The sequence below is a fragment of the Pseudomonas sp. LTGT-11-2Z genome (assembly GCF_003691445.1).
Taxonomy (GTDB): Bacteria; Pseudomonadota; Gammaproteobacteria; order Pseudomonadales; family Pseudomonadaceae; genus Aquipseudomonas; species Aquipseudomonas monteilii.
This window is the reverse complement of sequence record NZ_CP033104.1, coordinates 904,970-930,839: the sequence shown is the minus strand read 5'-3', so window position 1 is coordinate 930,839 and position 25,870 is coordinate 904,970. Positions and strand designations below refer to the sequence as shown.

Below are 25,870 nucleotides of genomic sequence, written 5' to 3'. Positions count from 1 at the left end.
CAGCACTGGCCCCGATTGCGAACACCCCATGCCGCTGCCGCTGATCTACCACGAAGACTACAGCCCGGAGTTCCCCGCCGAACACCGCTTCCCGATGGACAAGTTCCGCCTGCTGCACGACCACCTGGTCGACAGCGGGCTGACCACTGATCAGGCCCTGCTGCGCCCGGACATCTGCCCCAACGACATCCTCGCCCTGGCCCATGACCGCAGCTACATCGAACGCTACATGAACGGCGAACTGTCCCGCGAGGACCAGCGCCGCCTCGGGCTGCCCTGGAGCGAAGCCCTTGCCCGGCGCACCGTACGCGCCGTAGGTGGCTCGCTGCTGACCGCCGAAATGGCGCTGCAGCACGGCATCGCCTGCCACCTCGCTGGCGGCACCCACCACGCCCATTACGACCACCCCGCCGGCTTCTGCATTTTCAACGACCTGGCCGTGATCAGCCGCTACCTGCTGGAGGCTGGCCGGGTACACCGGGTGCTGATCTTCGACTGCGATGTGCACCAGGGCGACGGCACAGCACGCATTCTGCACGACACACCCGAGGCCATCACCGTGTCGCTGCATTGCGAACAAAACTTCCCGGCGCGCAAGGCACAAAGCGATTGGGACATCCCCCTGCCACGCGGCATGGGCGACGCAGCCTACCTGAAGGTGGTGGACGACGCCCTCAACTACCTGCTGCCCCTCTACCAACCCGACCTGGTGCTGTATGACGCGGGCGTCGATGTGCACAAGGACGACGCGCTGGGTTACCTGCAACTGACCGACGCTGGCGTTGCTGCCCGTGACGAAGCAGTGCTGCGCCATTGCCTGGGCCGCGATATCCCGGTGGTGGGTGTGATCGGCGGCGGCTACAGCAAGGACCGCGAGGCCTTGGCCAGGCGCCACGGCATTCTTCACCACAGCGCTGCACGGGTCATCGGTTGTTCACAATGACTGTGGAACCGCTTGTGGATAACCTGCGGGAAAGGCGCTGTAGCCCTTTGCGGGCAAGGCCTGCAGGATACTGATTGTTTTTTGACCAGTGCTTCCATGGGCAGCGCTGCGCTAGAATGCGCCTCTTTTCCACAGCCTGCTGCCCACCATGCCCGATCTCAACCCCGCCCCCTCTCCCCTCGCTGTCGTCATCGGTGGCGGCCCTGCCGGCCTGATGGCCGCAGAAGCACTGGCCCACGCGGGCCTGGCGGTCGAGGTGTTCGATGCCATGCCTTCCGTGGGCCGCAAGTTCCTGCTGGCGGGTGTTGGCGGCATGAACATCACCCACTCCGAGCCCTACCCGGCCTTCGTTGCCCGCTATGCCGGGCGTCAGGGCGAAATCGATGCGCTGCTGCGCGACTTCGATGCCGACGCCTTGCGCCAGTGGATTCACGGTTTGGGCATCGAGACCTTCGTCGGCACCTCGGGCCGGGTGTTCCCCACCGACATGAAAGCCGCGCCACTGCTGCGTGCCTGGCTCAAGCGCCTGCGCGACGCCGGGGTAGTTATCCACACCCGACACCGCTGGCTGGGCTGGGACGCGGATGGCGCCTTGCGGATTGCTTATCCACAGGGCGAGCGTGCGGTGAAGGCTGCGGTCGTAGTGCTGGCGCTGGGCGGTGGCAGCTGGGCGCGATTGGGCTCCGACGGCAGCTGGCAAGCGCTGCTGGCCGAACGGGCTGTGGATATCTCGCCTTTGCAGCCGAGTAACTGCGGTTTTGAAGTTGAGGGCTGGAGCGCACTGCTCAAGGACAAGTTCGCGGGCGCACCGCTGAAGAACATTGCCCTCAGCGTTCCGGGCAACGCACCGCGCAAGGGCGAGTTCATCCTCACCGTGCAAGGGGTGGAGGGCAGCCTGGTATATGCCTGGTCGGCATTGGTGCGCGAGGCCATCAATCGCGAAGGCCGTGGGCTGCTGTTGCTCGACCTGCTGCCGGACAAGCCTGTGGACAAGATTGCCCAGGCACTGGCCAAGCCACGCGGCTCGCGCTCCATGGCCAAACACTTGCACAGCCAGTTGGGGATTGACGGAGTGAAGGCTGCGTTGCTGCGCGAGCTGACCGATCAGGCGACCTTTGCCGACCCGCAGGCGCTGGCTCAGGCGATCAAGGCATTGCCGATCACACTGGTGCGTACGCGGCCGCTGGATGAAGCGATCAGCAGTGCTGGCGGGGTGCGCTTCGAGGGGCTGGATGAAGGGTTGATGGTCAAGGGCATGCCGGGGGTGTTCTGTGCCGGCGAGATGCTGGACTGGGAGGCGCCGACCGGGGGGTATTTGCTGACGGCGTGCTTTGCCAGCGGCTTGCGCGCCGGGCGGGCGGCGGCGGATTGGCTGGCGCGGGATTCCTGATAGATTGCCGGGGCCGCAAAGCGGCCCCAAAAATCTCAAGGCTTACGCTTACGCGGCCCACCATTGAAGCTTGGCACCTTGCGCACCGCCTTGACCGCCGGCTCTGCATTACCCGCTTCAGTGCTATCCATCCAGCGCCCCAGCCCACGCTTGGCGCTGTTCTCTTTCGGCTTCTTGGGCTTCTTCGGCTTCTTGATCACCTGGCCCGTGGCATCGGTCATCGGCACCCGGTGATCGGGGATGAAGTCCGGCTCTTCATGGCGCGGCAGTGTCTGGCGAGTCAGCACTTCGATGGCCGCCAGCAATTGCACTTCATCCGCGCACACCAGCGAAATCGCCTCGCCCTTGTTGCCGGCTCGCCCGGTACGGCCGATGCGGTGCACGTAGTCCTCGGCCACGATCGGCAAGTCGAGGTTGACCACCAACGGAAGATCATCGATGTCCAGGCCACGGGCCGCCACGTCGGTCGCCACCAGTACCTGCACCTCGCGGGCCTTGAAGCTGTCCAGCGCGCGCTGGCGGGTGGCTTGCGGCCTGTCACCGTGGATACCATCGGCATTCACACCCTCAGCCAGCAAGCGCTCAACCAGCTGGTCAACGCCATTGCGGGTCTTGGCAAATACCAGCACCTGCTTCCAGCGCTGTTTGCGCAGCAGGTGGCAGAACAGGTCGACCTTGCGCTTTTTATCCACAGGCACCAGCCACTGCTTGACGCTGGCGGCCGTGGCATTGCGCGGGCTCACTTCGATGCTGAGCGGGTCATTCAGCGCCAGCCCCGCCAGCATGCGGATCTGGTCAGAGAAGGTCGCGGAAAACAGCAAGGTCTGGCGCTTGCGTGGCAGCGCGGCGTACACCGATTGCAGTTCTTCGGCAAAGCCCAGGTCGAGCATGCGGTCGGCTTCATCCAGCACCAGCGTTTGCACCTGGTTGAACTTCACCGCGTTTTGCCGGAACAGGTCGAGCAAGCGGCCCGGGGTGGCCACCAGCAGGTCGACGCCACGGCGCAGGCGCATCATCTGCGGGTTGATGCTGACCCCGCCGTACACCGCGTAAGTGCTCAGCGGCAGGTTCTCGGCGTACTCGCGCACGTTGTTGTGTACCTGCTCGGCCAGCTCGCGGGTGGGCACCAGCACCAGCGCACGGATCGAGTTGCTGGCCACTTTCTCACCCTCCAGCGCCAGGCGCTGCAGCACAGGCAAGGCAAAGCCCGCAGTCTTGCCGGTGCCGGTCTGGGCTGCGGCCATCAGGTCGCGGCCAGCCAGCACGGCAGGGATAGCCTTGGCCTGCACCGGGGTCGGGGTGGTGTAGTCCAGCTGCTGCAGCGTGCGCAGCAGCGGTTCGATCAGGCCGAGTTTGGCGAAATTCATGGCAATACCGTCAGGGGGTTCAGCGAAGGCGGCAAGTTTACCGCATCGCCCCTGCCTACTTGCAGATTTCGCCTTTCAACGGCTGAGGGGGCTGGGGCGCCTTGCGCCACTGTGGCAGGCCGATCAGCACCACCGCACCGATGATCACTGCCATGGCCACGCACTCTTCGGCACCAATCTGTTCACCGGCAAAGACAATGCCCAGCAACACCGCCACTGCCGGGTTGACGTAGGCATAGCTGGTGGCGGCAGCCGGGCGCACATGCTTGAGCAGGTACATGTAGGCACTGAACGCCAGGATCGAGCCGAAGAACACCAGGTAGGCCAACGCCCCCCAACCTGCTGCGGTCGGCATCTGCGTCATGCGCTCGCCCGACAGCACGCTGCCCAGCAACAGCACCGCACCACCCACCAGCATTTCCGCAGCACTGGCCATCGGCCCCTGGGGCAACGGCAAGGTCTTGCTCCACACCGAGCCGAATGCCCACGACGCCGCCGCGAAAATGATCAGCGCCGCACCAATCGGGCTCGCCTGCAGGTTGGACCCCATGTTCAGCATGCCGATGCCCACCAGCCCCAAAGCGATGCCCGCCCACTCCAGCTTCGAATTACGGTGCCCGAACAACAGGCCAAACAGCAAAGTGAACAACGGCACTGTCGCCACTGCCAGCGCCGCCACACCCGACGCCACCCCAGCGTGTTCGGCCACGGTCACACCGCCGTTGCCACAACTGAGCAGCAGAAAGCCGATCGCCCCCGCTGCCCGCCATTGCGGCCAGGTCGGTGCCGGCACGCCACGCCAGCGCAAAAAACCGTACAGCAGGCCCCCGGCAATCAGGAAGCGCACGCCGGCCATGAGCATCGGTGGCCAGCTCTCCACGCCGATGCGAATGAACAGGTAGGTAGACCCCCAGACCAGATACAAGGCCAGGAAAGCACCAATGAGCAACAGCGGGAAACGACGGGCGGCAGGCATGGGAAAAACTCGAAATCCGTTTACGGGTGACTCAGTTTAACGGCCTGCCTGGGTGAAGATACGTTACAGAACCGGCGCAAATGAGCGGCACACTTTTGGTGCGTTCGGTTTGGGTGGTGGGGAGCCTTAACGGTATTTGGCCAAGGTTTCGCGAATCTTCGCGGCGGGCACTTTCTGCAAGCGGCACAGGAAGTCGTGTGAAAGTTGCTGGATACCATGGGCCTGACGCAGTTCACCGGCCAGGTGTTGCAACAGGTTGGCCGCCATCTCGGCATCGGCCATGGCCCGGTGCGCGGTACCGGTGTCCGGCAGCCCGGCCCAGCGGGTCAGGGTGCCCAGCTTGTGGTTCGGCGCCATTGGCAGCAAGCGCCGCGACAGCAGCAGGGAGCAGGCGAACGACTGCCTGCGGCTGCGGCCAATGCGGCTCAGTTCGTAATCCCAGAACTTTTGGTCGAACGCCGCATTGTGTGCCAGCAGCGGGGTGTCGCCGACAAACTCGGCCACTTCGTTCATTACCTTGTCCACCGGCGGCGCGCTGCGCAGCATGGCGGTGGTGATCCCGGTCAACCCGGCAACGAAGGCCGGTACCGGCACGCCCGCGTTCATCAGGCTCTGGTAGCGCTCGACGATGCGCCCGCCCTCCAGTATCACCACCGCCACTTCGGTGGCACGGCAACCTGCACTGGGGGTGATACCGGTGGTTTCAAAGTCGATGACAGCAATACGTTCCATGCAAGGGCCTCAATGTTTGAGCAATAGCTTACCCTCGATGGGCACATAACGGGTGGCGGCACGGATCAGCGACAAGGCGGTGAGCCCCGGCACGCCATATACCACGGCCTCGGTGCCATGGCGCTGGATCACCCGCTCCAGCAGCAAGTCGAAATCGCCATCACCAGAGGCCAGCACCACCTGGTCGACCCGGCTGGCGGCATCGATTACATCCAGGGTGATACCCACATCCCAGTCACCTTTGGCCGAGCCGTCGCTGCGCTGGATGAAGGGTTTGAGGCGCACATCGAAACCGAGGTTGCGCAAGATCTGCTGGAACTGCTGTTGCTTGCTGTCGCCACGGTCGATGGCATAGGCCACGGCTTCGACGATCTGGCCTTCACGGCTGACGTCGGCCCACAATTCGGTGTAGTTGAAATGGCAGCCATGGGCCTGGCGCACGGTGTAGTAGAGGTTCTGCACATCGGCGAACAGCGCGATCTTTTTCACCTTGAACCTCATGGTCGGCCTGGAATACAGAGGGCTGCAAAGCAGCCCCCAGAAATGCCAGCAGTATGCCAGACCTGTCAGACGTACGAATCGTCGTCCGAGAAGAACCCGCCATCATCGCTGCCGTAATCGGTGTCGGCATAACCGCCTTGGTCATTGCCCCAACCACCGTTGTCAGCCACTTGCTGCTGCCCGCCCTGGTCGTTCCAGCCGCCGCTGTCACTGGCCGGTGTCGGCTCTTCCTTGATCACCTCGACCACCTCTTGCGGCTGCGAGTTGTGGTTGAACAGGCTGCTGATGCCCTGCGCCAGCAACACACCACCGGCTACACCTGCTGCTGTCTGCATGGCGCCGCCCAAGAAGCTGCTGGCACCACTGCGCGCTGGCCCCGCGCCAAAGCCGGGCTGTTGCGCTTGCGGCTGGGAGAAGCCAGGTGCCGACGGCTCGCGCCAGCCACCACCGGACGCTACAGGCGGCGCCGAAGGGCGCTGAGGCTGCACAGCCGGGGCCGCGTTACGCCCACCCGAACCAAAGATGCTGGACAGGAAACCACCACCGCCATTGCTTGGCGCACTGGTGGCGGCTTGTGCGGCCTGGGCCTGAGCCCGGGCCTGCTGCAACTCGGCCTCCAGTTGCTTGTTCTGCTCGTCGAGGCGCTTGATTGCCGCCTCCTGCACCAGGATGGCCTGGGCCATGTAGTAAGGCGCCGCCGGCTGCTGGCGCAGGTGTTGCTCGATACACGCCTGGGCCTGCGCGTCACGCGGCTGGCTCGGGTCTTCGGCTTGCTTGATGCGGCTGAACAGGCCGTCGATCAGGGTTTGTTCTTCAGTGTTCATGGGGCGACCTCGTGGGGTAGCGGGACAACGGACAGCGTCAAAGATGGGGCGTACCGGCGCGGGATTCAATCACCGCTGCGGTGAAACTTTTTTCAGCAAGTGACAGCCGCAAGCCCGCTTTGGGCTAAAGTTAGGCCCCTGTTTTAACTGCCATGCGATGTTGACTGATGAATCCGCTGAGCGTTCTGCGCGACTCCCTGTACTTCTTCCGCCGCCACCTGCCGAACATCCTCCAGCTGTGCCTGCCGCTGGTGGTGCTGGAAGCCCTGCTCACCCAACTGCTGTACCGGCAGCTGGGCGACCAGGCATCACCGGCCTACGGCATGCTGGTCAGCCTGCTGTTCTACCCACTGTACAGCGCCGCGCTGATCCTTTACCTGCACACCCGCAGCAACGGCCAGGACATCGCCAAGCGCGATCTGTTCGCCCGCGCCCTGCAACTGTGGCCGCAGTTGGCCCTGCTGATCCTCATCAGCTCACTGCTGATCATGGCGGGCCTGGCGCTGTTCATCTTCCCGGGCGTGTGGATCATGATCAACCTGGTGTTCGCCGAGTACCTGCTGGTACTTCGCGGCCGCCCCGTGGTACAGGCGATGCGCGAAAGCGCAGCCATGACCACCGGGCACTTCATGCGCATCATGATCTGCGTGGTGGCCGTGCTGGCACCGATCTGGCTGATCGACGGGCTGCTGCTGATGGCCTTCCCCGAGCCATCGCCCGGCATGGAGCTGGCCATGGACAGCCTCAGTGGCTTCCTGCAGCTGTTCAGCACTGTGGTGTTGTACCGCCTGTTCATGCTGCTGGAGAGCGAAGCCAGCACTTGAACCAACAAGGGAAGGCTTTCGATCTGCTGTGGTCTGCGCACTTGACATTAGGGTGCCCCCTCAATGCCAATCGAGGAGCACACCATGAACGAAGCCATTCAAACCGGGTTTGCCAGATCGTTTCGCGGCAAGCTGTACGTGCGCGGCGCCAAAGGCAACATCCCGCTGCGCCTGAGCCGCAGCACCGACAAGTTCAGTTGGGGCGTCACCCCTGAGGATGACTGGTTGCAGGCCGGCGGCAACCACGACTCGCCGACGATGGACTTTCATTACCAGTCAGGCAGCGAAAACCGCCTGCACTACCACATCAGCATTCCAGGGCGCCCAGAGACCAAAAAGCTGGGTGTAAGCCTCAATGGCTACCTGGGTTTCTACTGGTTTGCCCAAGTCACCGACGACTGGAAAATCGAACCGCTGCAATTGACCGAGGAAGGCCTGGTTTGCCATCTGCGCGACCATCGAGGCTACCGGGTGGGGGGCATCATGGATGAACCCCACATCAACGGAGACCTTGTGGCGCTGCTGAACGTAGAGCAAGGTGTGGTACTTACGTTCCTTCTCAAACCGATTGGCTGACCGCAGTCAACCAGGCCTTCAGGTTCCGCGAGGCTTGGCCCGCGCGGTGGCCTCGGCCACCAGCGGGTCATCTGGCCAATAATGCTTTGGATAGCGCCCTTTCAGGTCCTTCTTCACCTCGGCATAAGTCGTACGCCAGAAATTGGCCAAGTCCTGGGTCACCTGCACCGGGCGGCGGGCCGGTGACAGCAGGTGCAGCTTGACCTGCTGGCGGCCATTGGCAATGCGTGGGGTATCGGCAAGGCCGAACAGCTCTTGCAGGCGCACGGCGAGAATCGGCGGGTTTTCACTGTAGTCCAGCCGAATGTGGGAGCCGGAAGGCACGGCCAGGTGCGCAGGTGCCTGTTCTTCCAGCCGCTGTGGCAGCGGCCAGGGCAACAGGTTACGCAGCATCGACGGCAGGTCCAGTGCGGCGAAGTGGCTAAGGCGCGATACCTTGCCCAGATAAGGCTGCAGCCAGTCTTCCAGGCTGGCGAGCAACGCCTCGTCCCCCAGGTCGGGCCACTCGCTGTTGCCCGTCTTTTCCACGTCGAGCTGACGCAGCAGTGCCACCCGTGCCTGCCACTGGCGCAACTCCGGGGTCCAGGTCAGCAGATTCAGGCCTTTACGCCGGACCAGGCCAAGCAGGGCCCTTGCCCTGGCGTCATCATCCAGCCCCGGCAGCGGCTCACGGCTGAGCACCAGTTCACCAACCTTGACCTGACGCTCTGCGCGCAACACCTGCTCGCGCTCGTCCCAATCCAGGATGTCGACCCGCTCGACCTGCTCGGCCAGCACACCCTCAAGCAAGGCTGGATCGAACTCGGCAGCCAGGTAAATCCGCTCTTCGCGCTGCCCTTGGCGGCTCCCCAGGTCGGCGATCACCAACCATGGGCATTTCATCAATGCATCGACCTCCGCGAACAGCGCTGCACGGCCATTGGCCAGCCGGTACTCCGCACCGCCCTCGCGGCGCTGCTGGGCGACACGGTCGGGGTAGGCCAGCGCCAGCAGCGCGCCCAGCCAACGCGGGTGTTCGGGGTCGGCGACCGCAGCCCCAGGCTTGCCACGCAGCAGGCCGCGGTACTGGCGAGCCAGCTGGCGGGCACGCTGCACGCCGCCCTGGCCACTACGCGCAGCCTTGCTCTCGCCGCTCACCAGCGCCAGCCGGCTGTGCAAGTCGGCGCCACCGCCCCGCTGGATATCCCGCTCCCCCAGCAACGCAGCCACATCGCACGCCATCTGTGCCAGGCCCAGGTTCTGGCCCCGTAGCAACAAATGCGCGATGCGTGGATGAGCTGGCAGTTCGGCCATGGCCTGGCCATGTTCGCTGAGGCTGTCGCGGCTGCCGGGCTTGAAAGCATTGAGCCGCGCCAGCAGGTCCTGGGCCTGGGCGAATGCAGCAGGCGGCGGCTGGTCGAGCCAGCACAGTTGCTCGGGGGTAACGCCCCAGCGCGCCAGTTGCAGGGCCAGGCCGGCCAGGTCGGCCTGAAGGATCTCGGCACTGCCGTAGGCGGCCAGCTGGTCATGCTGGGCCTCGGACCACAGGCGGTAGCAGACACCAGGCTCCAGGCGGCCGGCACGCCCGGCGCGCTGGGTGGCACTGGCGCGGGAAATGCGCTGGGTGTCCAGGCGGGTCATGCCGCTGCCGGGGTCGAAGCGCGGCACGCGGGCCAGGCCTGCGTCGATCACCACACGCACGCCGTCGATGGTCAGGCTGGTCTCGGCGATGTTAGTCGCCAGCACCACCTTGCGCAGGCCCTTGGGCGCCGGGTCGATGGCGGCGCGCTGGGCATTGAGGTCGAGTTCGCCGTGCAGCGGGCACAACAGGATCTCGGGGCGCTCACCCAGCGCCTCCTGAAGGCTTTGGTGCACCCGGCGGATCTCCGCCTGGCCGGGCAGGAATACCAGCACGCTGCCAGCCTGGTCGGCCAGCGCCTGCAACACGCTGTCCACCACCCGTGGCTCGATGAATTCGCCCGGCTGAAACGGCCGCCCCCAGCGGATGTCCACCGGGTGCATGCGCCCTTCACTGCGGACCACCGGGGCATCGCCCAGCAACCGCGACAGCCGCTCGCCCTCCAGGGTGGCAGACATCAGCAGCATTTTCAGCGGCGGGTCATCACGCAGCAGTTCGCGGCCATTAAGGCTCAGCGCCAGGGCCAGGTCGGCGTCCAGGCTGCGCTCATGAAACTCATCGAAGATCAGCAAGCCTACGCCTTCCAGCGCCGGGTCGGCCTGAAGGCGGCGAGTGAGGATACCTTCGGTTACCACTTCGATGCGGGTGTTCGGCCCGACCTTGCTGTCCAGGCGAATGCGATAACCGACGGTCTGGCCCACCTGCTCGCCCAGTTCGCTGGCCAGCCTTTCGGCGGCCGCTCGCGCCGCCAGACGCCGGGGTTCAAGCATGAGAATGGTCTGCCCGGCCAGCCACGGCTCGTTCAGCAGCGCCAGCGGCACGCGGGTGGTCTTGCCGGCGCCTGGTGGTGCTTCAAGCACCGCTTCGTCACGTTTTTCCAGGGCTTGGCGCAAGGCGGGCAAGACGGCATCGATCGGTAATGAAATCATGGTGGTCCTCGAACAGTCTCGCGAGTATAACGGCGAACCCAGCCTGCTCTATCATGGTCTTAAGCTTCAGGCGCAGGCGCTTCGCTTGCCCTGCTGAATACCTTCTCGGAGATTTACATGCGCATCTCGACCCGCGTCATCGGTGGCGCCCTCATCGCCACCCTGCTGACCCAACTGACGGCCTGCGGCACCATTTTCTATCCAGACCGGCGCGGCCAGATCGGCGGCAAGATCGACCCTGTGGTTGCCGCAATGGACGCCATTGGCATCCTGTTCTACGTGATCCCGGGCCTGATCGCCTTCGGCATCGACTTCGCCACGGGCGCCATCTACTACCCGGGTGGCCGCACCGCCCAGGTCGACCCGGCCAAACTGCAAGAAGCCGTCAGCCCCGACGGCAAGGTCGACAACCTGAAGTTGCAGGCCATTCTTGAAAGCGAGCTGGGCCAACGCCTGCCGCTGAACGACCCGAGGCTGATCCAGCACCGCGGCAGCGTCGAGCAACTGGCCAGCCTTGGCCTGGTGCCGGCAGCCTGAAACCCACACGGACATTGACCACGGATGATCACCCCAGCTGAACACCAGCGCCTGCTACGCCTGGCCACCCGCGCATCACTGGCGGTGGCCAGTATCCTTGTACTGAGCAAGGCCCTGGCCTGGTGGCTGAGCGGCTCGGTGAGCCTGCTGGCCGGGCTGACCGACTCGGCACTGGATGCCGTTGCCTCGTTTCTCAACTTGCTGGCCGTGCATTACGCCCTGCGACCGGCCGACGACGACCACCGCTTTGGCCACGGCAAAGCCGAAGCGCTGGCAGGCATGGCGCAGGCGCTGTTCATCGCCGTCAGTGCGGTGCTGATAGGCGTGCAGGCAGCCGAACGCCTTCACACCCCGCAACCCTTGGGCGATACCGGTATCGGCATTGCCGTGATGCTGCTGTCACTGGTGCTGACCCTTGCCCTGCTGGCATTGCAGCGCAAGGTCATTCGCCTGACCGGCTCCACCGCCGTGCGGGCCGACTCCCTGCACTACCGCTCGGACCTGCTGCTGAACGGCAGCATCCTGTTGGCCCTGTTGCTGGCGCGTTTTGGCTGGCCGCAACTGGATGCGCTGTTCGGCCTTGGCATAGCCTGCTACATCCTCTGGAGCGCGCTGCAGATTGCCCGCGAAAGTACGGCGACCCTGATGGACAAGGAACTGCCCGGCGATGTTGGTGAAGGCATGGCCGCACTGGTACTGGCCATTCCCGGCGTGAAAGGCGTGCACGACTTGCGCACGCGGGTATCGGGCAACCAGTGGTTTGTGCAATTGCACCTGGAGCTGCCGGGGCAGTTGCCGCTACATGAAGCGCACGGGTTGTGCGTTGAGGCATCAAAGGTAATCCGCCAGCGTTACCCACAGGCGGATGTGATGGTGCACGCAGACCCGGTATAGCGATCAGTTGATGCTGTAGCCTCGCCCACTGAAGCAAGCCCCCAGCGCCCGCCGGTAGTTGTCCAGCACATTGGCAGGTGGCGCATACGTCGCCGTCGCGGGGTCGAAGCCAGACTGGCTCACCGCCCAACGATGGCACTGGTAGCGGTCCTGGTCCTGCTGCTGTTGCCCCTGCCCATACATCGGGTAAGCCACCACGTCATAGCCGCCGTTTGCCGGTGCCACCGGCACGGGCGCCGGTACGCCGACCGGCGGGTTGACCACCACGTACTCCTGGCTGTCCGCCAGGTACTGGTAATAGGTATCGGCCACCAGGAAGAACAGCGCCCCTCCCAGCCAGACCTCACGCGCATAGGAAGGCAGGTAACTGACCCGTACGCCGTAGGGCGGAGCCACTACGATGTAACTGCCACCGTGTGGGCGGTACCAGTAGCCACCGGAATAGAAGTAATCCGCGCCACGATAGGGCACCTTCCAGTAACGGTCGGGCAAATGATCAATGGTGTGGCCCGGGCGATACTGCGGCCCAGGCCCCCAGCCATTGCCATGGCCATCCGGGCGCCCCTGCCAGTCACCGCCGGGCCGTGGGCCACCGGCTTGCCAGTGGTGGTCGTCGCCATGGCGATGGGGAATGTCCTGGTAATAACCCTGGCGCGGCGGCTGGGTCTGGCGCACTTCATCGCGCGAGTTGAGCGAGCGGCCTGGCCCGCCCTCGCCTTGCATCTGCTGGCCGCGTTCGCCATGCCCTTCGCCCGGCCCTTCGGCCAGTGCCCCGAGGCTGATGCTCAAACCCAGCAAACCAACACCTGCCAACTGCCAGATGCGCGACTTCATGGTATTCCTCTCGGTAGAAAATACTGCAACCACAGCCAGTCTACCGCGCCCGTCACACAGGCCAATTAAATTTCCAGACATGAAAAAAGGGAGGCCGCAGGGCCTCCCTTCAGGAATTGTCGTCCGTGCTCGGCACTTGTGGCGCCGGCTCACCTCACACCTTCTTCTGGAGGGTGTGTAGCCCGGGGGCCTGCAGATCCTGTTGGATGGCTGGCCGCGACCGCCCGCCTAGGGCGCGTCGCCGTGGACTGATGTCCGGGCAGTGATTCTGGTGATAAAGATACCGGACAGGTTGCGGCAGAGGATTGCGAAGATTGCTTGGATAAATAGCACTTGCGCAATTTTTCACCCTGGATTGATAATTCGCCGCAATACGAACAGAAAAGGGCAAATGCCATGAGCAAACTTGACCGCTACGACCTGAGCATCCTCGCCGAATTGCAGCGCGATGCGCGCATTTCCAACCAGGAGCTGGCCGAACGCATCGGCCTGTCACCTTCGCCATGCTCGCGTCGGGTCAAGCAACTGGAGGACGACGGCTACATCTCGCGCCAGGTGGCCCTGCTCGACCGCAAAAAGCTGGGCCTGAGCCTGACCGCCTACGTGCTGATCGGCATGGACCGCCACACCCCGGAGCGCTTCGAAACCTTCGAGGCGGCCATCCGCAACCTGCCACAGGTGCTCGAATGCAGCCTGGTCACCGGCATGGATGCCGACTATCAGCTTAAAGTGGTGGTACCCGACATGGACCACTACCAGAAACTGCTTCTAGGCAGCCTGACCCGTATCGAAGGTGTTACCAGCGTGCGTTCGAGTTTCGTGCTCAACCAGGTGCTGGCCAGTACCGAGATGCCATTGACCCACCTGCGTTAATTGCCCATGGCAGCCGGCGTATGATCGGCTGCTCAGACTGCCTGGAGAACACCGATGGATCCCGCCGTATTAGAAGAATGGATGATGATCATCCTGGTCACCGTGCTGATCGGTTTCATGGGTTTCATCGTCTGGGACCTTGCGAAAAAGTCCAAGGCAGGCAAGTTCGGTACGTTGATCCTGTTCTTCGTGTTGGGGCTAGGGGTGTTGGCCTTTATCATCAAGAGCGTGGTGGTGGGGTTTCTGGAAGGGGTCTAAGGCTCAGGAATGCCGGGAGCGCTTTGCGCTCCTGCTAGCGCTGCAATTTCGCCGGGACCTCGCGCCAGCAGCCTTGCTCCAGCCCATCCAGCGCCCAATCCCCGATCCGTACCCGCACCAGGCGCAAGGTCGGCAGCCCCACCGCCGCCGTCATCCGCCGCACCTGACGGTTACGCCCTTCGCGTATCACCAGCTCTAGCCAGCTGGTCGGCACGCTCTTGCGAAACCGTACCGGCGGGTTGCGCGGCCACAGTTCGGGTTCGTCCAGCCGCCGTGCCTCGGCGGGCAAGGTAGGCCCATCGTTCAGCTCCACGCCATCACGCAAGCGCTGCAACTGCTCGTCGCTCGGTTCACCCTCCACTTGCACCCAGTACGTTTTGGCCAGCTTGTGCTTGGGGTCGGCAATGCGCGCCTGCAGCCCGCCATCGTTGGTGAGCAACAGCAAGCCTTCACTGTCGCGGTCCAGCCGCCCGGCCGGGTACACGCCCGGGATGTCGATGAAGTCCTTGAGCGTCGCCCGCCCGTCGCCGTCACTGAACTGGGTCAGCACGTCGAACGGTTTGTTGAACAGGATCAGGCGCGGCTCGGCGGGTGGCGCCTTGGGCTGGCGGCGTGGGCCGGTGGCAGGCCGCGCCTCGGGACGGCGCGGCTTGTTACGGGGTGGCAGTGACATGGATCCTCAGCGGAACGGCGGCTCATCGAAGCTGCGCAGTTTACGCGAGTGCAGCGAGTTGAGCTCGGTGCGCAGCAAGTCGAGGGCGGCGATACCGATCTTCAGGTGTTGGCTGACCGCCCGGTTATAGAAGGCGTTGGCAGAACCCGGCAGCTTGATCTCGCTGTGCAGCGGCTTGTCGGACACACACAGCAAGGTGCCGTACGGCACGCGCAAGCGATACCCTTGGGCGGCAATGGTGCCACTTTCCATGTCTACCGCCACGGCACGCGACAGGTTGATGAGCGGGCGTTCCTGAGCCCAGCGCAACTCCCAGTTGCGGTCGTCGTAGGTCAGCACGGTGCCGGTGCGCAGGCGCTTCTTCAACTGCTCGCCACGCTCACCGGTGACCTGGGCTGCGGCTTCCTGCAAGGCCAGTTGCACTTCGGCCAGGGCCGGGATCGGGATGTTCGGCGGTACCACCCGGTCGAGAATGCCGTCACGGCGCATGTAGGCGTGCGCCAGCACATAGTCGCCGATGGTTTGCGACTGCCGCAGGCCGCCGCAGTGGCCGATCATCAGCCAGCAGTGTGGGCGCAGCACGGCCAGATGGTCGGTGATGTTCTTGGCGTTGGACGGGCCGACACCGATGTTGACCAAGGTAACGCCGTCGCCATCGGCGGCGATCAGGTGGTAGGCCGGCATCTGGTAGCGGTGCCAGATCACGCTGGCTACCAGCGCCTGGGTTTCACCGTGGTCCATGCCCTTTTCGATCACCACATTGCCCGGCAGCACCATGCGCACGAAACGCGGGTCGTCACGCAGCTGCTCCAGGCCATGGCTGATGAACTGATCAACATAACGGTGGTAGTTGGTCAGCAGGATCCATGGCTGCACATGGCGCCAGTCGCTGCCGGTGTAGTGCACCAGGCGGCGCAGCGAGAAGTCGACGCGGGCGGCGTCGAACAGCGCCAGCGGAAAAATTTCGGCACGGTCCCAGTCGTACAGGCCATCGGCGATGTTGTCGGTGGCGGCCGAAAGGTCGGTGCTGGGGAACACCCGCGCCAGTTGCGCGGCGGTAATACCGCTACCGGCCAGCTCGTCGCCCTGGTCGACCACGTAGGGGTAAGGAATGTTCTGTTCGCTGACGCCGACCTCTACCGTGACGGTGTAGTCGTGCATCAATGGGCGCAGTTGCTCCAGCAGGTAGCTACGGAACGCGGCTGGCTGGGTGACGGTAACGCTGTAGGTGCCGGCCACCTGGACCTTGGCATAGGCCCGCGTGGTGGCGGCCACTTCGCCGTGGCTGTGGTAGGTCAGGCGCAGTGCCGGGTAGCGGAACAGGTCCCGCTCATCGGCGCCCGGCTCGGTACGGTCCTTCAAGTAACGCTTGAGGGCCTGGCTCAGGGCCCCGGTGGCCTGTTCATGCAAGGCCGCCAGACGGTCGACGGCCTGTTCGGGAGTATCAACGACTACAAAAGCGTGGCTCACACTGTGCTTCCTGTCTGGACATGCATGTGAACCATCTTGCCTGCCTTCTTGGGTAAAAACATCCCCATTGATCGGTGTTGCATGCATTCGCGGGCACGTCCGCTCCTACAGCGGCCAGGTGGGCGTAGCCCTTGTAACCAGAGCCTCGACATCTACACCCCGTGGTAACGCTCCGTACACCCGGCCGCTCCCCGCCAGCCGGCTACCGATAAAGGCATCACTCACCACCGCATTCCCTGCCTCCAGCAACAGCTTGGCCTGCAACGCCAGGGCAATGTCCTCAGTCAACTGCCGCGCCCGGTACTGCAGGTCGCCCGTGTCGGCAAACGCCCCCTTGAGGCTACCGATGTGCGCGGCCAACCGTGGGTCACCATGCCCATCACCCAACTCGGCAAACAACGCGTCCAGCACGCCCGGCTCCTTGGACAACGCCCGCAACACATCCAGGCATTGCACATTGCCCGAGCCTTCCCAGGTCGAGTTGACCGGTGCTTCGCGGTACAGCCGCGGCAGGATGCTGTCCTCCACATAACCCGCACCGCCCAGGCATTCGGCTGCCTCGTTGATCATGGCCGGCGCTCGCTTGCAGATCCAGTACTTGCCTACGGCCGTGACCAGCCGGGCGAAATGCGCCTGCTGCGGGTCGTCGAGCTGCTCCAGCGCCTGCCCCATGCGCAGGCTCAGGGCCAGCGCGGCCTCGCTTTCCAGCGCCAGGTCGGCCAGCACGTTCTGCATCAGCGGTTGTTCGTTCAATACCCGGCCACCGACCTTGCGGTGCGCGCAGTGGTGAGCCGCCTGAGTCAGCGCCTGGCGCATCAAGGCGCTGGAGCCGACCATGCAGTCGAACCGGGTCATGGCCACCATCTCGATGATGGTCGGCACGCCCCGCCCTTCCTCGCCAATCATCCACGCCAGTGCCCCCCGGAACTCCACTTCGCTGGAGGCGTTGGAGCTGTTGCCCAGCTTGTTCTTCAGCCGCTGGATATAGAACTGGTTGCGGTTGTCGTCCGGCCGATGGCGCGGCAGCAGGAAGCAGCTCAGGCCCTTTTCGGTCTGGGCCAAAGTCAGGAAGGCATCACACATGGGCGCCGAGCAGAACCACTTGTGCCCCACCAGCTCGTAGGCCTGACCCGGGCCGGCTGCGCCCACCGGATAGGCCCGCGTGGTATTGGCGCGCACATCGGTGCCGCCCTGCTTCTCGGTCATGGCCATGCCCAGGGTAACCCCGGCCTTGTGCCGGTCGCCGATGTTGCGAGGGTCATATTCGCAAGCCAGGATTTTCGGCAGCCAGTACTCGGCCAGCTCGGGTTGCAGGCGCAACGCCGGCACGGCGGCGAAGGTCATGGTCAGCGGGCAGCCGGTCCCGGCCTCGGCCTGGCTGTGCAGGTAGGTCATGGAAGCCCGTGCCACATGGGCGCCAGCACGGGGCTCGGCCCAGGGCAAAGAAGGCAGGCCGTGTTCGACGGCGGTGCGCATCAGCTCGTGGTAGGCGGGGTGGAACTCGACCAGGTCGATGCGATGACCATAGCGGTCGTGGCTGACGAATTCGGGTTTGTGTGCGTTGGCCAGGAAACCGGCCTGCATCAGCGGGCCGCCAGCCAGGGCACCGTAGGCGTCGATCCGCAACTCGGCCCAGCCTGCGCCGAAACGCCGGGACCATTCCTGCAGCGGCAGGTCGAGGCGGTAGAGGTTGACGCCGTCGAGGGGCGGAGGCTGGTTGGTGACTTCGTGGGTTTCAGCGTACTGGTGCAGGTTCATCGGGGGCTCCTGGATCCGGGTAGGCTTGAGAGACCCAGTGAAGCACTGGTTGCGGGGGAGTCAAAGGGGCATTAATGACGAAACGTGGGGTGGGGGCATGATTTGAGGATGTGTCAGGGCTGACAGGTGTCCGCCCTGCCCCAATCCCACACCTTCAAAGCGAACGCCGCGCCTGCAGGATGCTCGGGCTCATCTGCACCTGCGAAATCGCCATGTTCAAGCTCAACTCGAACCGGCTCCCCAACCCACGCGTCGACTCATGCGCCAACCGCGCGCCCAGCAATTCCCCCATCTGCCGGCAGATCGACAAGCCAATCCCCAACCCGCCATAGCGCCGGGTCATCGACCCATCCACCTGGAAGAACCGCTGGTACAGGGTCGACTGCTCAAGGTCATCAAAACCAATCCCGCTGTCACTGACCGTAAAGGTCAACGCCAGATCCCCCGGCCCTACCCGGCGCCCGCGCACCTGGATCATCACCCCGCCCTGGTGGGTGAACTTCAACCCGTTCTCCACCAGACAGCCAAGGCAGCGGGCCAATTTCTCTCCATCGCCCTCCAGCGCATCCGGCAGGTCAGCCGGGATATCCAGGCTCAGGTACAAGCCCTTGCCCAAGGCCTGCCCGGCATAACCGGCGCGCAAACCCTGCAACAGCGTGCGCAGGCTGAACGGCGCCGGCTGCGCACGTAGGCGGCCGGCCTGCAATTCAGACAAGGTGAGAATGGCATCGACCATGTCCATCATCCCCTGCGCAGACCCCACCGCCGTGCGGTGATACTGGGCCATCTCGGCCTCCATCGGCAGGGTGTGCATCAGTTCCAGCGAGCCGATCACGCCATTCATCGGGGTGCGCAGTTCGTGGGTCACACTGGCCAGAAACTCATCCTTCAACCGGTTGCTTCTGGCCAGTTGCAGGTTCAACTGCTCCAGCGTACGTCCGGATTCGCGCAAGGTTTGCGCCTGCTGCTCGCGCAGGCTGTTGATGCGGTCGGCCAGCGCCAGCGACAGCAGTGCCACCTCCAGCGCCGAACCCAGCTGGCTGGCATACATGGTGATGAACAGGTTCGGCAGGTAGCCCAGCACCATCAGGGTGTTGACCAGGCCGCCGAGCAGGAAGGCCGTCCAGGCGATGATGAACCAGCGCGCCACGCGCAAGCCCCGCCACCAGGCGTACAGCCCCGCACTGAAGATGCTCACGGTAAACAGCAAGGCCAGCAGCGTGGCCATGCGCAGGGCAATGCCATAGGGCACGCTCACCGCCATTACCATGACCAGCGCGCCAGCCAGCATCAGCACTTGCAGCAAACGGTCAAAGCCGCGGCTGATGTTGCCCAATTGCAGGAAATGCCGGGCAAACTGGCAACCGAACAAGCCTGCCGCACCGATGAACAGTGGTGTCGAGGCATTCGCCCACCAGGGGCTGTCCGGCCAGAAATAAGCGACACCCGCACCGTTCACCGACACCTGATAGAAACCGAACGAGGCGATGTACAGGATGTAATAGAGGTAGCTGACGTCCCGCACACTGAGGTAGATGAACAGGTTGTACACCAGCATCACCAACAACACGCCGTAGATCATCCCCAGCACATACAGGCGCGTGGGCTGCTCTTCCATGTAGGCTTCAGGGGACCACAGCGCCAGCGGTGCCTGCACCGAGCCCTGGCTGTGCAGGCGCAGGTAGGCAGTAGTCACCTCGCCTGGCGGCAACTGCAGTTCGAACAGGTAGTTGTTCTGCCGGATCTGCCGGCTGTTGTAGGGCAAGGCATCGCCGGTGCGCTGCGCCAGGCGGTAGACACCGCCGCTATCAGGCAAATACAGCTCCAGGTGGTCCAGCGGCGGGTAAGCCAGCTCCAGTAGCCACTGCCGTGGGGCAGCGCCGGGCGCGGCAACCGGGCGCAGCTCGACCTTGAGCCAGAACACCGAGGTGGAGTAACCGGCATTCAGCACGTCTTTATCGTGGGGGCGGAAATGTTTGGCAAACCCGGGGGCACTGACCTGGGCGATGCTGGCGCTGCCATCGAGGTCTTCATACACCTGCATGGCCTTGCCCAATGGAAGGTGCTGCGTAGCGCTGTCGAAATCGACCGCTCCAGCCAGCACGGGCAGCAAGCCCAGAAGCACAATCAGCAAATAGCGCATACAGCCCCAGCATGGCCTGCTCGGTCGCGTCGCGGTTGCCTCCCATCCGTTTGAGACGACGTGATCCTGCAGAACCCGTTTGTCGAGTTATCCGAGCACTCTAGCATAGCTTCGCAACCTGGCAATCGGCCATATCAAAAATCAAAGAGAAGGCTCTAAATCAATGCTTTCAAAAGATCTAAACAAATAATTCTGACCGTTCGATCAACAAAACTCGTTTGTCGGACGATCCGCCCAAACAGGTTTGGTGGTAAGCTCGCCGACCATGAATACCTACAGCTCCCGCCCCGTTGTCCTCTGTCTCTCCGGCCACGACCCAAGTGGCGGCGCCGGCTTGCAGGCAGATATCGAAGCCCTGATCGCCCAAGGCTGTCACGCTGCGCCCGCCGTGACCGCCCTGACCGTGCAGGATACCGTCAACGTTTCCGACTTCCGCGTGCTCGACCGCGAGTGGGTACTGGCCCAGGCCAATGCCGTGCTGGCCGACTCCACGGTGGCCGCCGTCAAGCTGGGCATGCTCGGCTCGATCGAGATGGTCGACACCGTGGCCGAGCTGCTGGCTGCCCATCCACACCTGCCGCTGGTGTGCGACCCGGTGCTGCGTGCCGGCGGCGGTGGCCGCCTGGGCAAGGACGAAGTGGGCTACGCCCTGCGCGAGCGCCTGCTGCCACTGGCGACCATCGCCACGCCAAACCTGCCTGAGGCACGCATCCTCGCCGAACTGCCCGAAGGCACCGCCGACGAGTGTGCCGAGAAACTCTTGCCGTTCTGTAGACACCTGCTGATTACCGGCGGTCACGGCGACGAAGACGAAATCCACAACCGCCTGTACACCCAGGACGGCAAGCACCACACCTGGACCTGCCAGCGCCTGCCGGGCAGCTATCACGGCTCGGGCTGTACCCTGGCCAGCGCGCTGGCCGGCCGCCTGGCCCTTGGCGAGCAACTGGAAAGCGCCGTACGCAGCGCACTGGACTACACCTGGCGCACCCTGCGTGACGCCGAACAGCTGGGCAAAGGCCAGTACGTGCCGCGCCGCCTGCCCCTGGACTTCTGCTCCTGATACGAGGCCTTCCATGAAGCTACGCGGTCTGTACGCCATCACCGACAGCCAGCTGCTCGCCGGCCGTTTCCTGTCCCATGTCGAGGCGGCACTGGAAGGCGGCGTGTGCCTGCTGCAGTACCGCGACAAAAGCGACGATGCAGCGCGCCGCCTGCGCGAAGCCGAAGGGCTGATGAAGCTCTGCGAGCGCTACGGCACTCAACTGCTCATCAACGACGACGCCGAACTGGCCGCACGCCTGGGCGTCGGCGTACACCTGGGGCAGACCGATGGCCCGCTGACCCCGGCCCGTGCCCTGCTCGGCCGCCAGGCGATCATCGGCTCAACCTGCCACGCCAGCCTCGACCTCGCCGCCCAGGCCGCCAGCGAAGGGGCCAGCTACGTGGCCTTCGGCCGCTTCTTCAATTCCGTCACCAAGCCGGGTGCGCCCGCTGCCAACGTCCAACTGCTGGAGCAGGCACGCGCCCAGGTGAAACTGCCGATCGCGGTGATCGGCGGCATCACCCTCGACAACGCCGCCCCGCTGGTCGCGCACGGCGCCGACCTGCTGGCGGTGATCCACGGCCTGTTCGGTGCCGACAGCGCGCAGGAAGTTACCCGCCGCGCCCGCGCCTTCAACGCCTTGTTCGCATCCTGATTTCGAGAGAACTTTCATGTCCCGTTCCGAAGACCTGTTCGCCAAAGCCCAGAAGCACATCCCCGGTGGCGTCAACTCGCCAGTGCGCGCTTTCAAAAGCGTGGGCGGCACGCCGCTGTTCTTCAAGCATGCCGAAGGCGCCTACGTTGTTGACGAGGACGACAAGCGCTACGTCGACTATGTCGGTTCCTGGGGCCCGATGATCCTCGGCCACGGCCACCCGGACGTGCTGAACTCGGTGCGCAAGCAGCTGGAGCACGGCCTGTCCTATGGCGCACCGACCGCCATGGAAACCGACATGGCCGACCTGGTCTGCTCGCTGGTGCCGTCCATGGAAATGGTGCGCATGGTCAGCTCGGGCACCGAAGCCACCATGAGCGCCATCCGCCTGGCCCGTGGCTACACCGGCCGTGATGCCATCATCAAGTTCGAAGGCTGCTACCACGGCCACTCCGACAGCCTGCTGGTAAAAGCCGGTTCCGGCCTGCTGACCCAGGGCGTGCCAAGCTCGGCGGGCGTACCGGCTGACTTCGCCAAGCACACCCTGACCCTGCCGTTCAACGACATCGCCGCCGTCGAGAAGACCCTGGCCGACGTCGGCCAGACCGTGGCCTGCATCATCGTCGAGCCGGTGGCCGGCAACATGAACTGCGTACCGCCGGCACCGGGCTTCCTCGAAGGCCTGCGCGAGCAGTGCGACAAGCACGGCGTGGTACTGATCTTCGACGAAGTGATGACCGGCTTCCGCGTTTCCCTGGGCGGCGCCCAGGGCCACTACGGCATCAAGCCGGACCTGTCCACCTTCGGCAAGATCGTCGGTGGCGGCATGCCGGTCGGCTGCTTCGGTGGCAAGCGTGAAATCATGGGCTGCATCGCCCCGCTCGGCCCGGTCTACCAGGCCGGCACCCTGTCGGGCAACCCGCTGGCCATGGCCGCCGGCCTGACCACGCTGAAGCTGATCAGCCGTCCGGGCTTCCACGCCGAGCTGACCGACTACACCAGCCGCATGCTCGACGGCCTGCAACAGCGCGCCGATGCCGCGGGCATACCGTTCGTCACCACCCAGGCCGGCGCCATGTTCGGCCTGTACTTCAGCGGTGCCGACGACATCGTCACCTTCGAAGACGTGATGGCCAGCGATGCCGAGCGCTTTAAGCGCTTCTTCCATTTGATGCTGGACGGTGGCGTGTACCTGGCACCAAGCGCATTCGAGGCAGGCTTCACCTCCATCGCCCATGGCGACAAAGAGTTGCAGATCACCCTGGATGCGGCTGAAAAGGCCTTCGCAGCCCTGAAATAATGGTTAGCCTGCACCGGCCTCGGTGGGAGCGGCGGTTCGGCGCCCCGACTTGCCCGCAAAGAGGCCGGCACAGGAAATAATTACCCCCGCACAATCAGCTGACTTCCCCAACCAAGCAGAAATTCGAGTAAAACTTTGTAAGGTTGGCGCTGCTTATCCCATAATGTGCCACCAGAGACATTGGCCGCAGCTTTGCAGAGGTAAGTCGATCCCCATGAACCGCACCGGCCGCGCCCTGACCCTGGGCTGCCTGTTGCTTCTTCAGCCCCTGCTGGCCCTGGCGGAGGGCGGTAACTCGTTGCTCATTCCGGCGACGGGCCGCTGCACCTTGAACGTTCAGCCTGAAGACCTGGCAAACGCCCTCAAGGCCTGCGAGCAGACGGCAACCGCAGGGGATGCCCAGGCGCAATTCGAACTGGGCGAGTACTTCTACACGCAAACGCCGAAAAACCTCGACAAAGCCCTGGACTGGTTTCAGAAGGCCTCGCTGCAAGGCCACGCCGACGCGCAGTACCGCCTGGGGGCCATGTTCTTCCATGGCGAAGGGGTCAAGGCCAACAACGTGCAGGCCTACATCCTGCTGAAGATGGCCGCCGTCAACGGCGCAGAAGATGCGCTGGACATGGCCGACGAAGTGACCGAGCAAATGCCCCGCGACGAGCTTGAGCACGCCACTCAGGTGCTCGGCCAGATCTTCCGCAAGTACCTGCTGGAACTGCAGAACGCCGAAGGGCGCACGCCGTTCTCGCCGCTCCCCTGAGGCTTACCTTTCCGGCATCGGCATCGGGAACGGCATGACATTGCCGCCGCCCTTGGCTTCGCTGATCTTGGCCGTGCCCAGGCGCTCCACCTCATCGATGCGCACGATCGAGTGCATCGGCACAAAACTGCGGACTACCCCTTCGAACTGGCTCTTGAGCTTTTCCTCACTCGGGTCCACCACCAGTTGCGAGCGCTCGCCGAACACGAACTCCTCGATTTCCAGAAAGCCCCACAGGTCGCTCTGGTAGATCTGCTTGGCATACATCTCGAAGACCTGCCCCTGGTTGAGGAAGATCACTTTATAGATGGCAGGTTCGCGTTTGCTCATGTTCGGCGGGATAACACATGCGTAAGAAAAGGCGGGCATCATAGCAGACAGGTTTGCTGATCTGTGTCGGCTGTAACGGCCCTACATACCGTTGAACGTTTCAGTGCTTTCGCCACTGCCATTCAAGGGTTATTCTTGAGTTCACATCCATTGCCGTCGAGCGGCTAAAAACGACCTTGAACGCACCCATAGAACCCCATCGTTTCATCCTCGAACCCTTCGAGGCCCACCGTTTCGCCAACCTGTGCGGCCAGTTCGACGAGCACCTGCGCCTGATCGAACAGCGCCTGGCCATCGAAATCCGCAACCGCGGCAATCAGTTCGAACTGATCGGCGAACCCAAGACCACTTCCGCTGCCGAACAGCTGCTGCGCCGTCTCTACCGCGAGACCAAGGCCACCGACCTGTCGCCGGAAACCGTACACCTGTACCTGCAGGAGTCGGCCGTCGAGAACATCGACAACCCGGCCGTCAACGAGGTCAGCGTGTCGCTGCGTACGCGCAAGGGCAACATTCGCCCGCGCGGGCTCAACCAGCAGCGCTACGTGAAGGAAATCCTGGCCAACGACATCAACTTCGGCATCGGCCCGGCCGGTACCGGCAAGACCTACCTGGCCGTGGCCTGCGCCGTGGACGCGCTTGAGCGTGAACAGGTACGCCGTATCCTGCTGGTACGCCCGGCGGTCGAGGCGGGCGAAAAACTCGGCTTCCTGCCCGGCGACCTGGCGCAGAAGATCGACCCGTACCTGCGCCCGCTGTACGACGCCCTGTACGAAATGCTCGGCTTCGAACACGTGGCCAAGCTGATCGAGCGCCAGGTGATCGAGATCGCCCCGCTGGCCTACATGCGTGGCCGCACCCTGAACAACAGCTTCATCATCCTCGACGAAAGCCAGAACACCACGCTGGAACAGATGAAGATGTTCCTCACCCGCATCGGCTTCGGCTCCACGGCGGTGATCACCGGCGACATCACCCAGGTCGACCTGCCGCGTGGCACCAAGTCGGGCCTGGCGCACGTCATCGAGGTGCTGAAAGACGTTCCGGGTATCAGCTTTACCCACTTCCAACCCAAAGATGTGGTTCGTCACCCACTGGTGCAGCGCATTGTCGAAGCCTACGACCGCTTCGAAGCCCGCCAGGCCAAGCCCGAGGCGCCCGGCAAAGATGCTTGAACTTGATATTCAACGGGCCACGGACGCTGCCGCCCCGGATGACGCCGCCTTCCGCCGCTGGTGCGAACTGGCCCTGCGCCAGCGCAGTGCCGACTCGGAAATGACCATTCGCCTGGTCGACGAAGCCGAAGGCCGCGAGCTGAACCACACCTACCGGCACAAGGACTACGCGACCAACGTGCTGTCGTTCCCGGCCGACGTGCCTGACGACCTGCTCGATATCCCGCTGCTGGGCGACCTGGTCATCTGCGTGGCGGTGGTCGAGCGTGAAGCGGCCGAACAGGGCAAGTCGCTCGAAGCGCACTGGGCACACCTGGTCATCCATGGTTGCCTGCACCTGCTCGGTTACGACCACATCGAGGATGAGGAAGCCGAGGAAATGGAAGGCCTGGAACGGGAATTGCTGGCAGAACTGGGTCACCCCGACCCGTATGCCGAAGATGAAACCGACTCAATCACACACTGATACACGAAGGATCACGAGA

General features: G+C 64.0%; 26 protein-coding genes. 14 read left to right on the top strand and 12 right to left on the bottom strand.

Features of this window, described 5'->3' with window-relative positions; all coding sequences use genetic code 11:
• Positions 1-28 precede the first annotated feature (28 nt).
• Together D8767_RS04220 and D8767_RS04215 are read left to right on the top strand one after the other, a co-directional pair.
• The gene (locus D8767_RS04220) at positions 29-943 is read left to right on the top strand and encodes a histone deacetylase (protein ID WP_016712131.1); all 915 of its coding nucleotides are present in this window, start codon (positions 29-31) and stop codon (positions 941-943) included.
• A 148-nt stretch (positions 944-1,091) separates the two neighbouring features.
• Positions 1,092-2,333: a TIGR03862 family flavoprotein gene (locus D8767_RS04215; protein WP_016712132.1), complete on the top strand. Its 1,242-nt coding sequence runs from the start codon at positions 1,092-1,094 to the stop codon at positions 2,331-2,333.
• Between the two features lie 35 nt (positions 2,334-2,368).
• Here D8767_RS04215 and D8767_RS04210 read toward each other — a convergent pair whose 3' ends face one another.
• The 5 genes from D8767_RS04210 to D8767_RS04190 all read right to left on the bottom strand — a co-directional run bounded on the left by D8767_RS04210 (position 2,369) and on the right by D8767_RS04190 (position 6,733).
• Complete coding sequence (locus D8767_RS04210; RefSeq protein ID WP_016712133.1) at positions 2,369-3,700, bottom strand: DEAD/DEAH box helicase; 1,332 nt, start codon at positions 3,698-3,700, stop codon at positions 2,369-2,371.
• A gap of 55 nt (positions 3,701-3,755) precedes the next feature.
• On the bottom strand, positions 3,756-4,676 hold the full coding sequence (gene yedA / locus D8767_RS04205; protein WP_016712134.1) for a drug/metabolite exporter YedA: 921 nt from the start codon (positions 4,674-4,676) through the stop codon (positions 3,756-3,758).
• Between the two features lie 126 nt (positions 4,677-4,802).
• Complete coding sequence (locus tag D8767_RS04200; protein ID WP_016712135.1) at positions 4,803-5,408, bottom strand: PolC-type DNA polymerase III; 606 nt, start codon at positions 5,406-5,408, stop codon at positions 4,803-4,805.
• Positions 5,409-5,417: 9 nt separating this feature from the next.
• Positions 5,418-5,909: an NYN domain-containing protein gene (locus D8767_RS04195; RefSeq protein ID WP_020371263.1), complete on the bottom strand. Its 492-nt coding sequence runs from the start codon at positions 5,907-5,909 to the stop codon at positions 5,418-5,420.
• Between the two features lie 65 nt (positions 5,910-5,974).
• The gene (locus D8767_RS04190) at positions 5,975-6,733 is read right to left on the bottom strand and encodes a DUF2076 domain-containing protein (RefSeq protein WP_016712137.1); all 759 of its coding nucleotides are present in this window, start codon (positions 6,731-6,733) and stop codon (positions 5,975-5,977) included.
• A 167-nt stretch (positions 6,734-6,900) separates the two neighbouring features.
• On the opposite strand from D8767_RS04190, the gene D8767_RS04185 reads away from it, so the two are divergent.
• Both D8767_RS04185 and D8767_RS04180 read left to right on the top strand, forming a co-directional pair.
• On the top strand, positions 6,901-7,557 hold the full coding sequence (locus D8767_RS04185; RefSeq protein WP_016712138.1) for a YciC family protein: 657 nt from the start codon (positions 6,901-6,903) through the stop codon (positions 7,555-7,557).
• Between the two features lie 84 nt (positions 7,558-7,641).
• Positions 7,642-8,133, top strand: coding sequence for a hypothetical protein (locus tag D8767_RS04180; protein ID WP_016712139.1), 492 nt, complete (start codon positions 7,642-7,644; stop codon positions 8,131-8,133).
• A gap of 18 nt (positions 8,134-8,151) precedes the next feature.
• On the opposite strand, the gene hrpB is transcribed toward D8767_RS04180, so the two are convergent.
• Positions 8,152-10,680: an ATP-dependent helicase HrpB gene (gene hrpB, locus D8767_RS04175; protein ID WP_063977370.1), complete on the bottom strand. Its 2,529-nt coding sequence runs from the start codon at positions 10,678-10,680 to the stop codon at positions 8,152-8,154.
• Between the two features lie 117 nt (positions 10,681-10,797).
• Here hrpB and D8767_RS04170 point away from each other — a divergent pair, with 117 nt between their 5' ends.
• Together D8767_RS04170 and D8767_RS04165 are read left to right on the top strand one after the other, a co-directional pair.
• Entirely contained in the window at positions 10,798-11,217 is a 420-nt protein-coding gene (locus tag D8767_RS04170; RefSeq protein ID WP_016712156.1) for a hypothetical protein, read from the top strand.
• A gap of 24 nt (positions 11,218-11,241) precedes the next feature.
• The gene (locus D8767_RS04165; RefSeq protein WP_016712157.1) at positions 11,242-12,111 is read left to right on the top strand and encodes a cation diffusion facilitator family transporter; all 870 of its coding nucleotides are present in this window, start codon (positions 11,242-11,244) and stop codon (positions 12,109-12,111) included.
• Positions 12,112-12,114: 3 nt separating this feature from the next.
• Here D8767_RS04165 and D8767_RS04160 read toward each other — a convergent pair whose 3' ends face one another.
• Positions 12,115-12,945 (bottom strand): DUF6515 family protein, encoded by an 831-nt coding sequence (locus D8767_RS04160; RefSeq protein ID WP_016712158.1) that lies wholly within the window; start codon positions 12,943-12,945, stop codon positions 12,115-12,117.
• Between the two features lie 396 nt (positions 12,946-13,341).
• Here D8767_RS04160 and D8767_RS04155 point away from each other — a divergent pair, with 396 nt between their 5' ends.
• Together D8767_RS04155 and D8767_RS04150 are read left to right on the top strand one after the other, a co-directional pair.
• Positions 13,342-13,818, top strand: coding sequence for an Lrp/AsnC family transcriptional regulator (locus D8767_RS04155; protein WP_016712159.1), 477 nt, complete (start codon positions 13,342-13,344; stop codon positions 13,816-13,818).
• A gap of 54 nt (positions 13,819-13,872) precedes the next feature.
• Positions 13,873-14,076, top strand: a complete 204-nt coding sequence (locus tag D8767_RS04150) for a DUF2788 domain-containing protein (RefSeq protein ID WP_121757848.1) — start codon at positions 13,873-13,875, stop codon at positions 14,074-14,076.
• Positions 14,077-14,110: 34 nt separating this feature from the next.
• Here D8767_RS04150 and D8767_RS04145 read toward each other — a convergent pair whose 3' ends face one another.
• The 4 genes from D8767_RS04145 to D8767_RS04130 all read right to left on the bottom strand — a co-directional run bounded on the left by D8767_RS04145 (position 14,111) and on the right by D8767_RS04130 (position 20,120).
• Complete coding sequence (locus D8767_RS04145) at positions 14,111-14,749, bottom strand: pseudouridine synthase (protein ID WP_016712160.1); 639 nt, start codon at positions 14,747-14,749, stop codon at positions 14,111-14,113.
• Between the two features lie 6 nt (positions 14,750-14,755).
• Entirely contained in the window at positions 14,756-16,219 is a 1,464-nt protein-coding gene (amn, locus tag D8767_RS04140) for an AMP nucleosidase (protein WP_016712161.1), read from the bottom strand.
• A gap of 105 nt (positions 16,220-16,324) precedes the next feature.
• A complete protein-coding gene (locus D8767_RS04135; RefSeq protein WP_016712162.1) occupies positions 16,325-17,977 on the bottom strand; it encodes an acyl-CoA dehydrogenase family protein in 1,653 nt (550 codons plus the stop codon).
• A 154-nt stretch (positions 17,978-18,131) separates the two neighbouring features.
• Positions 18,132-20,120: a hybrid sensor histidine kinase/response regulator gene (locus tag D8767_RS04130; RefSeq protein WP_063977371.1), complete on the bottom strand. Its 1,989-nt coding sequence runs from the start codon at positions 20,118-20,120 to the stop codon at positions 18,132-18,134.
• Between the two features lie 265 nt (positions 20,121-20,385).
• Here D8767_RS04130 and D8767_RS04125 point away from each other — a divergent pair, with 265 nt between their 5' ends.
• From D8767_RS04125 to D8767_RS04110, 4 genes are all read left to right on the top strand, one after another.
• On the top strand, positions 20,386-21,183 hold the full coding sequence (locus D8767_RS04125; protein ID WP_016712164.1) for a hydroxymethylpyrimidine/phosphomethylpyrimidine kinase: 798 nt from the start codon (positions 20,386-20,388) through the stop codon (positions 21,181-21,183).
• 13 nt (positions 21,184-21,196) lie between these two features.
• Positions 21,197-21,820 (top strand): thiamine phosphate synthase, encoded by a 624-nt coding sequence (gene thiE / locus D8767_RS04120; protein WP_016712165.1) that lies wholly within the window; start codon positions 21,197-21,199, stop codon positions 21,818-21,820.
• 16 nt (positions 21,821-21,836) lie between these two features.
• Positions 21,837-23,120 (top strand): glutamate-1-semialdehyde 2,1-aminomutase, encoded by a 1,284-nt coding sequence (gene hemL, locus D8767_RS04115; protein WP_028698514.1) that lies wholly within the window; start codon positions 21,837-21,839, stop codon positions 23,118-23,120.
• A gap of 214 nt (positions 23,121-23,334) precedes the next feature.
• A complete protein-coding gene (locus D8767_RS04110) occupies positions 23,335-23,880 on the top strand; it encodes a tetratricopeptide repeat protein (RefSeq protein WP_016712168.1) in 546 nt (181 codons plus the stop codon).
• Between the two features lie 3 nt (positions 23,881-23,883).
• Here the strand turns inward: D8767_RS04110 and D8767_RS04105 are convergent, their stop codons facing one another.
• Complete coding sequence (locus tag D8767_RS04105) at positions 23,884-24,210, bottom strand: DUF1820 family protein (protein WP_016712169.1); 327 nt, start codon at positions 24,208-24,210, stop codon at positions 23,884-23,886.
• Positions 24,211-24,386: 176 nt separating this feature from the next.
• Here D8767_RS04105 and D8767_RS04100 point away from each other — a divergent pair, with 176 nt between their 5' ends.
• Both D8767_RS04100 and ybeY read left to right on the top strand, forming a co-directional pair.
• Positions 24,387-25,385 (top strand): PhoH family protein, encoded by a 999-nt coding sequence (locus D8767_RS04100; protein ID WP_016712170.1) that lies wholly within the window; start codon positions 24,387-24,389, stop codon positions 25,383-25,385.
• Positions 25,378-25,851 carry an rRNA maturation RNase YbeY gene (ybeY, locus tag D8767_RS04095; RefSeq protein WP_016712171.1) on the top strand — a complete coding sequence of 158 codons (474 nt, stop codon included), beginning with the start codon at positions 25,378-25,380 and terminating at the stop codon, positions 25,849-25,851. Before D8767_RS04100 ends, ybeY begins: the two co-directional genes overlap by 8 nt.
• Positions 25,852-25,870 lie beyond the last annotated feature (19 nt).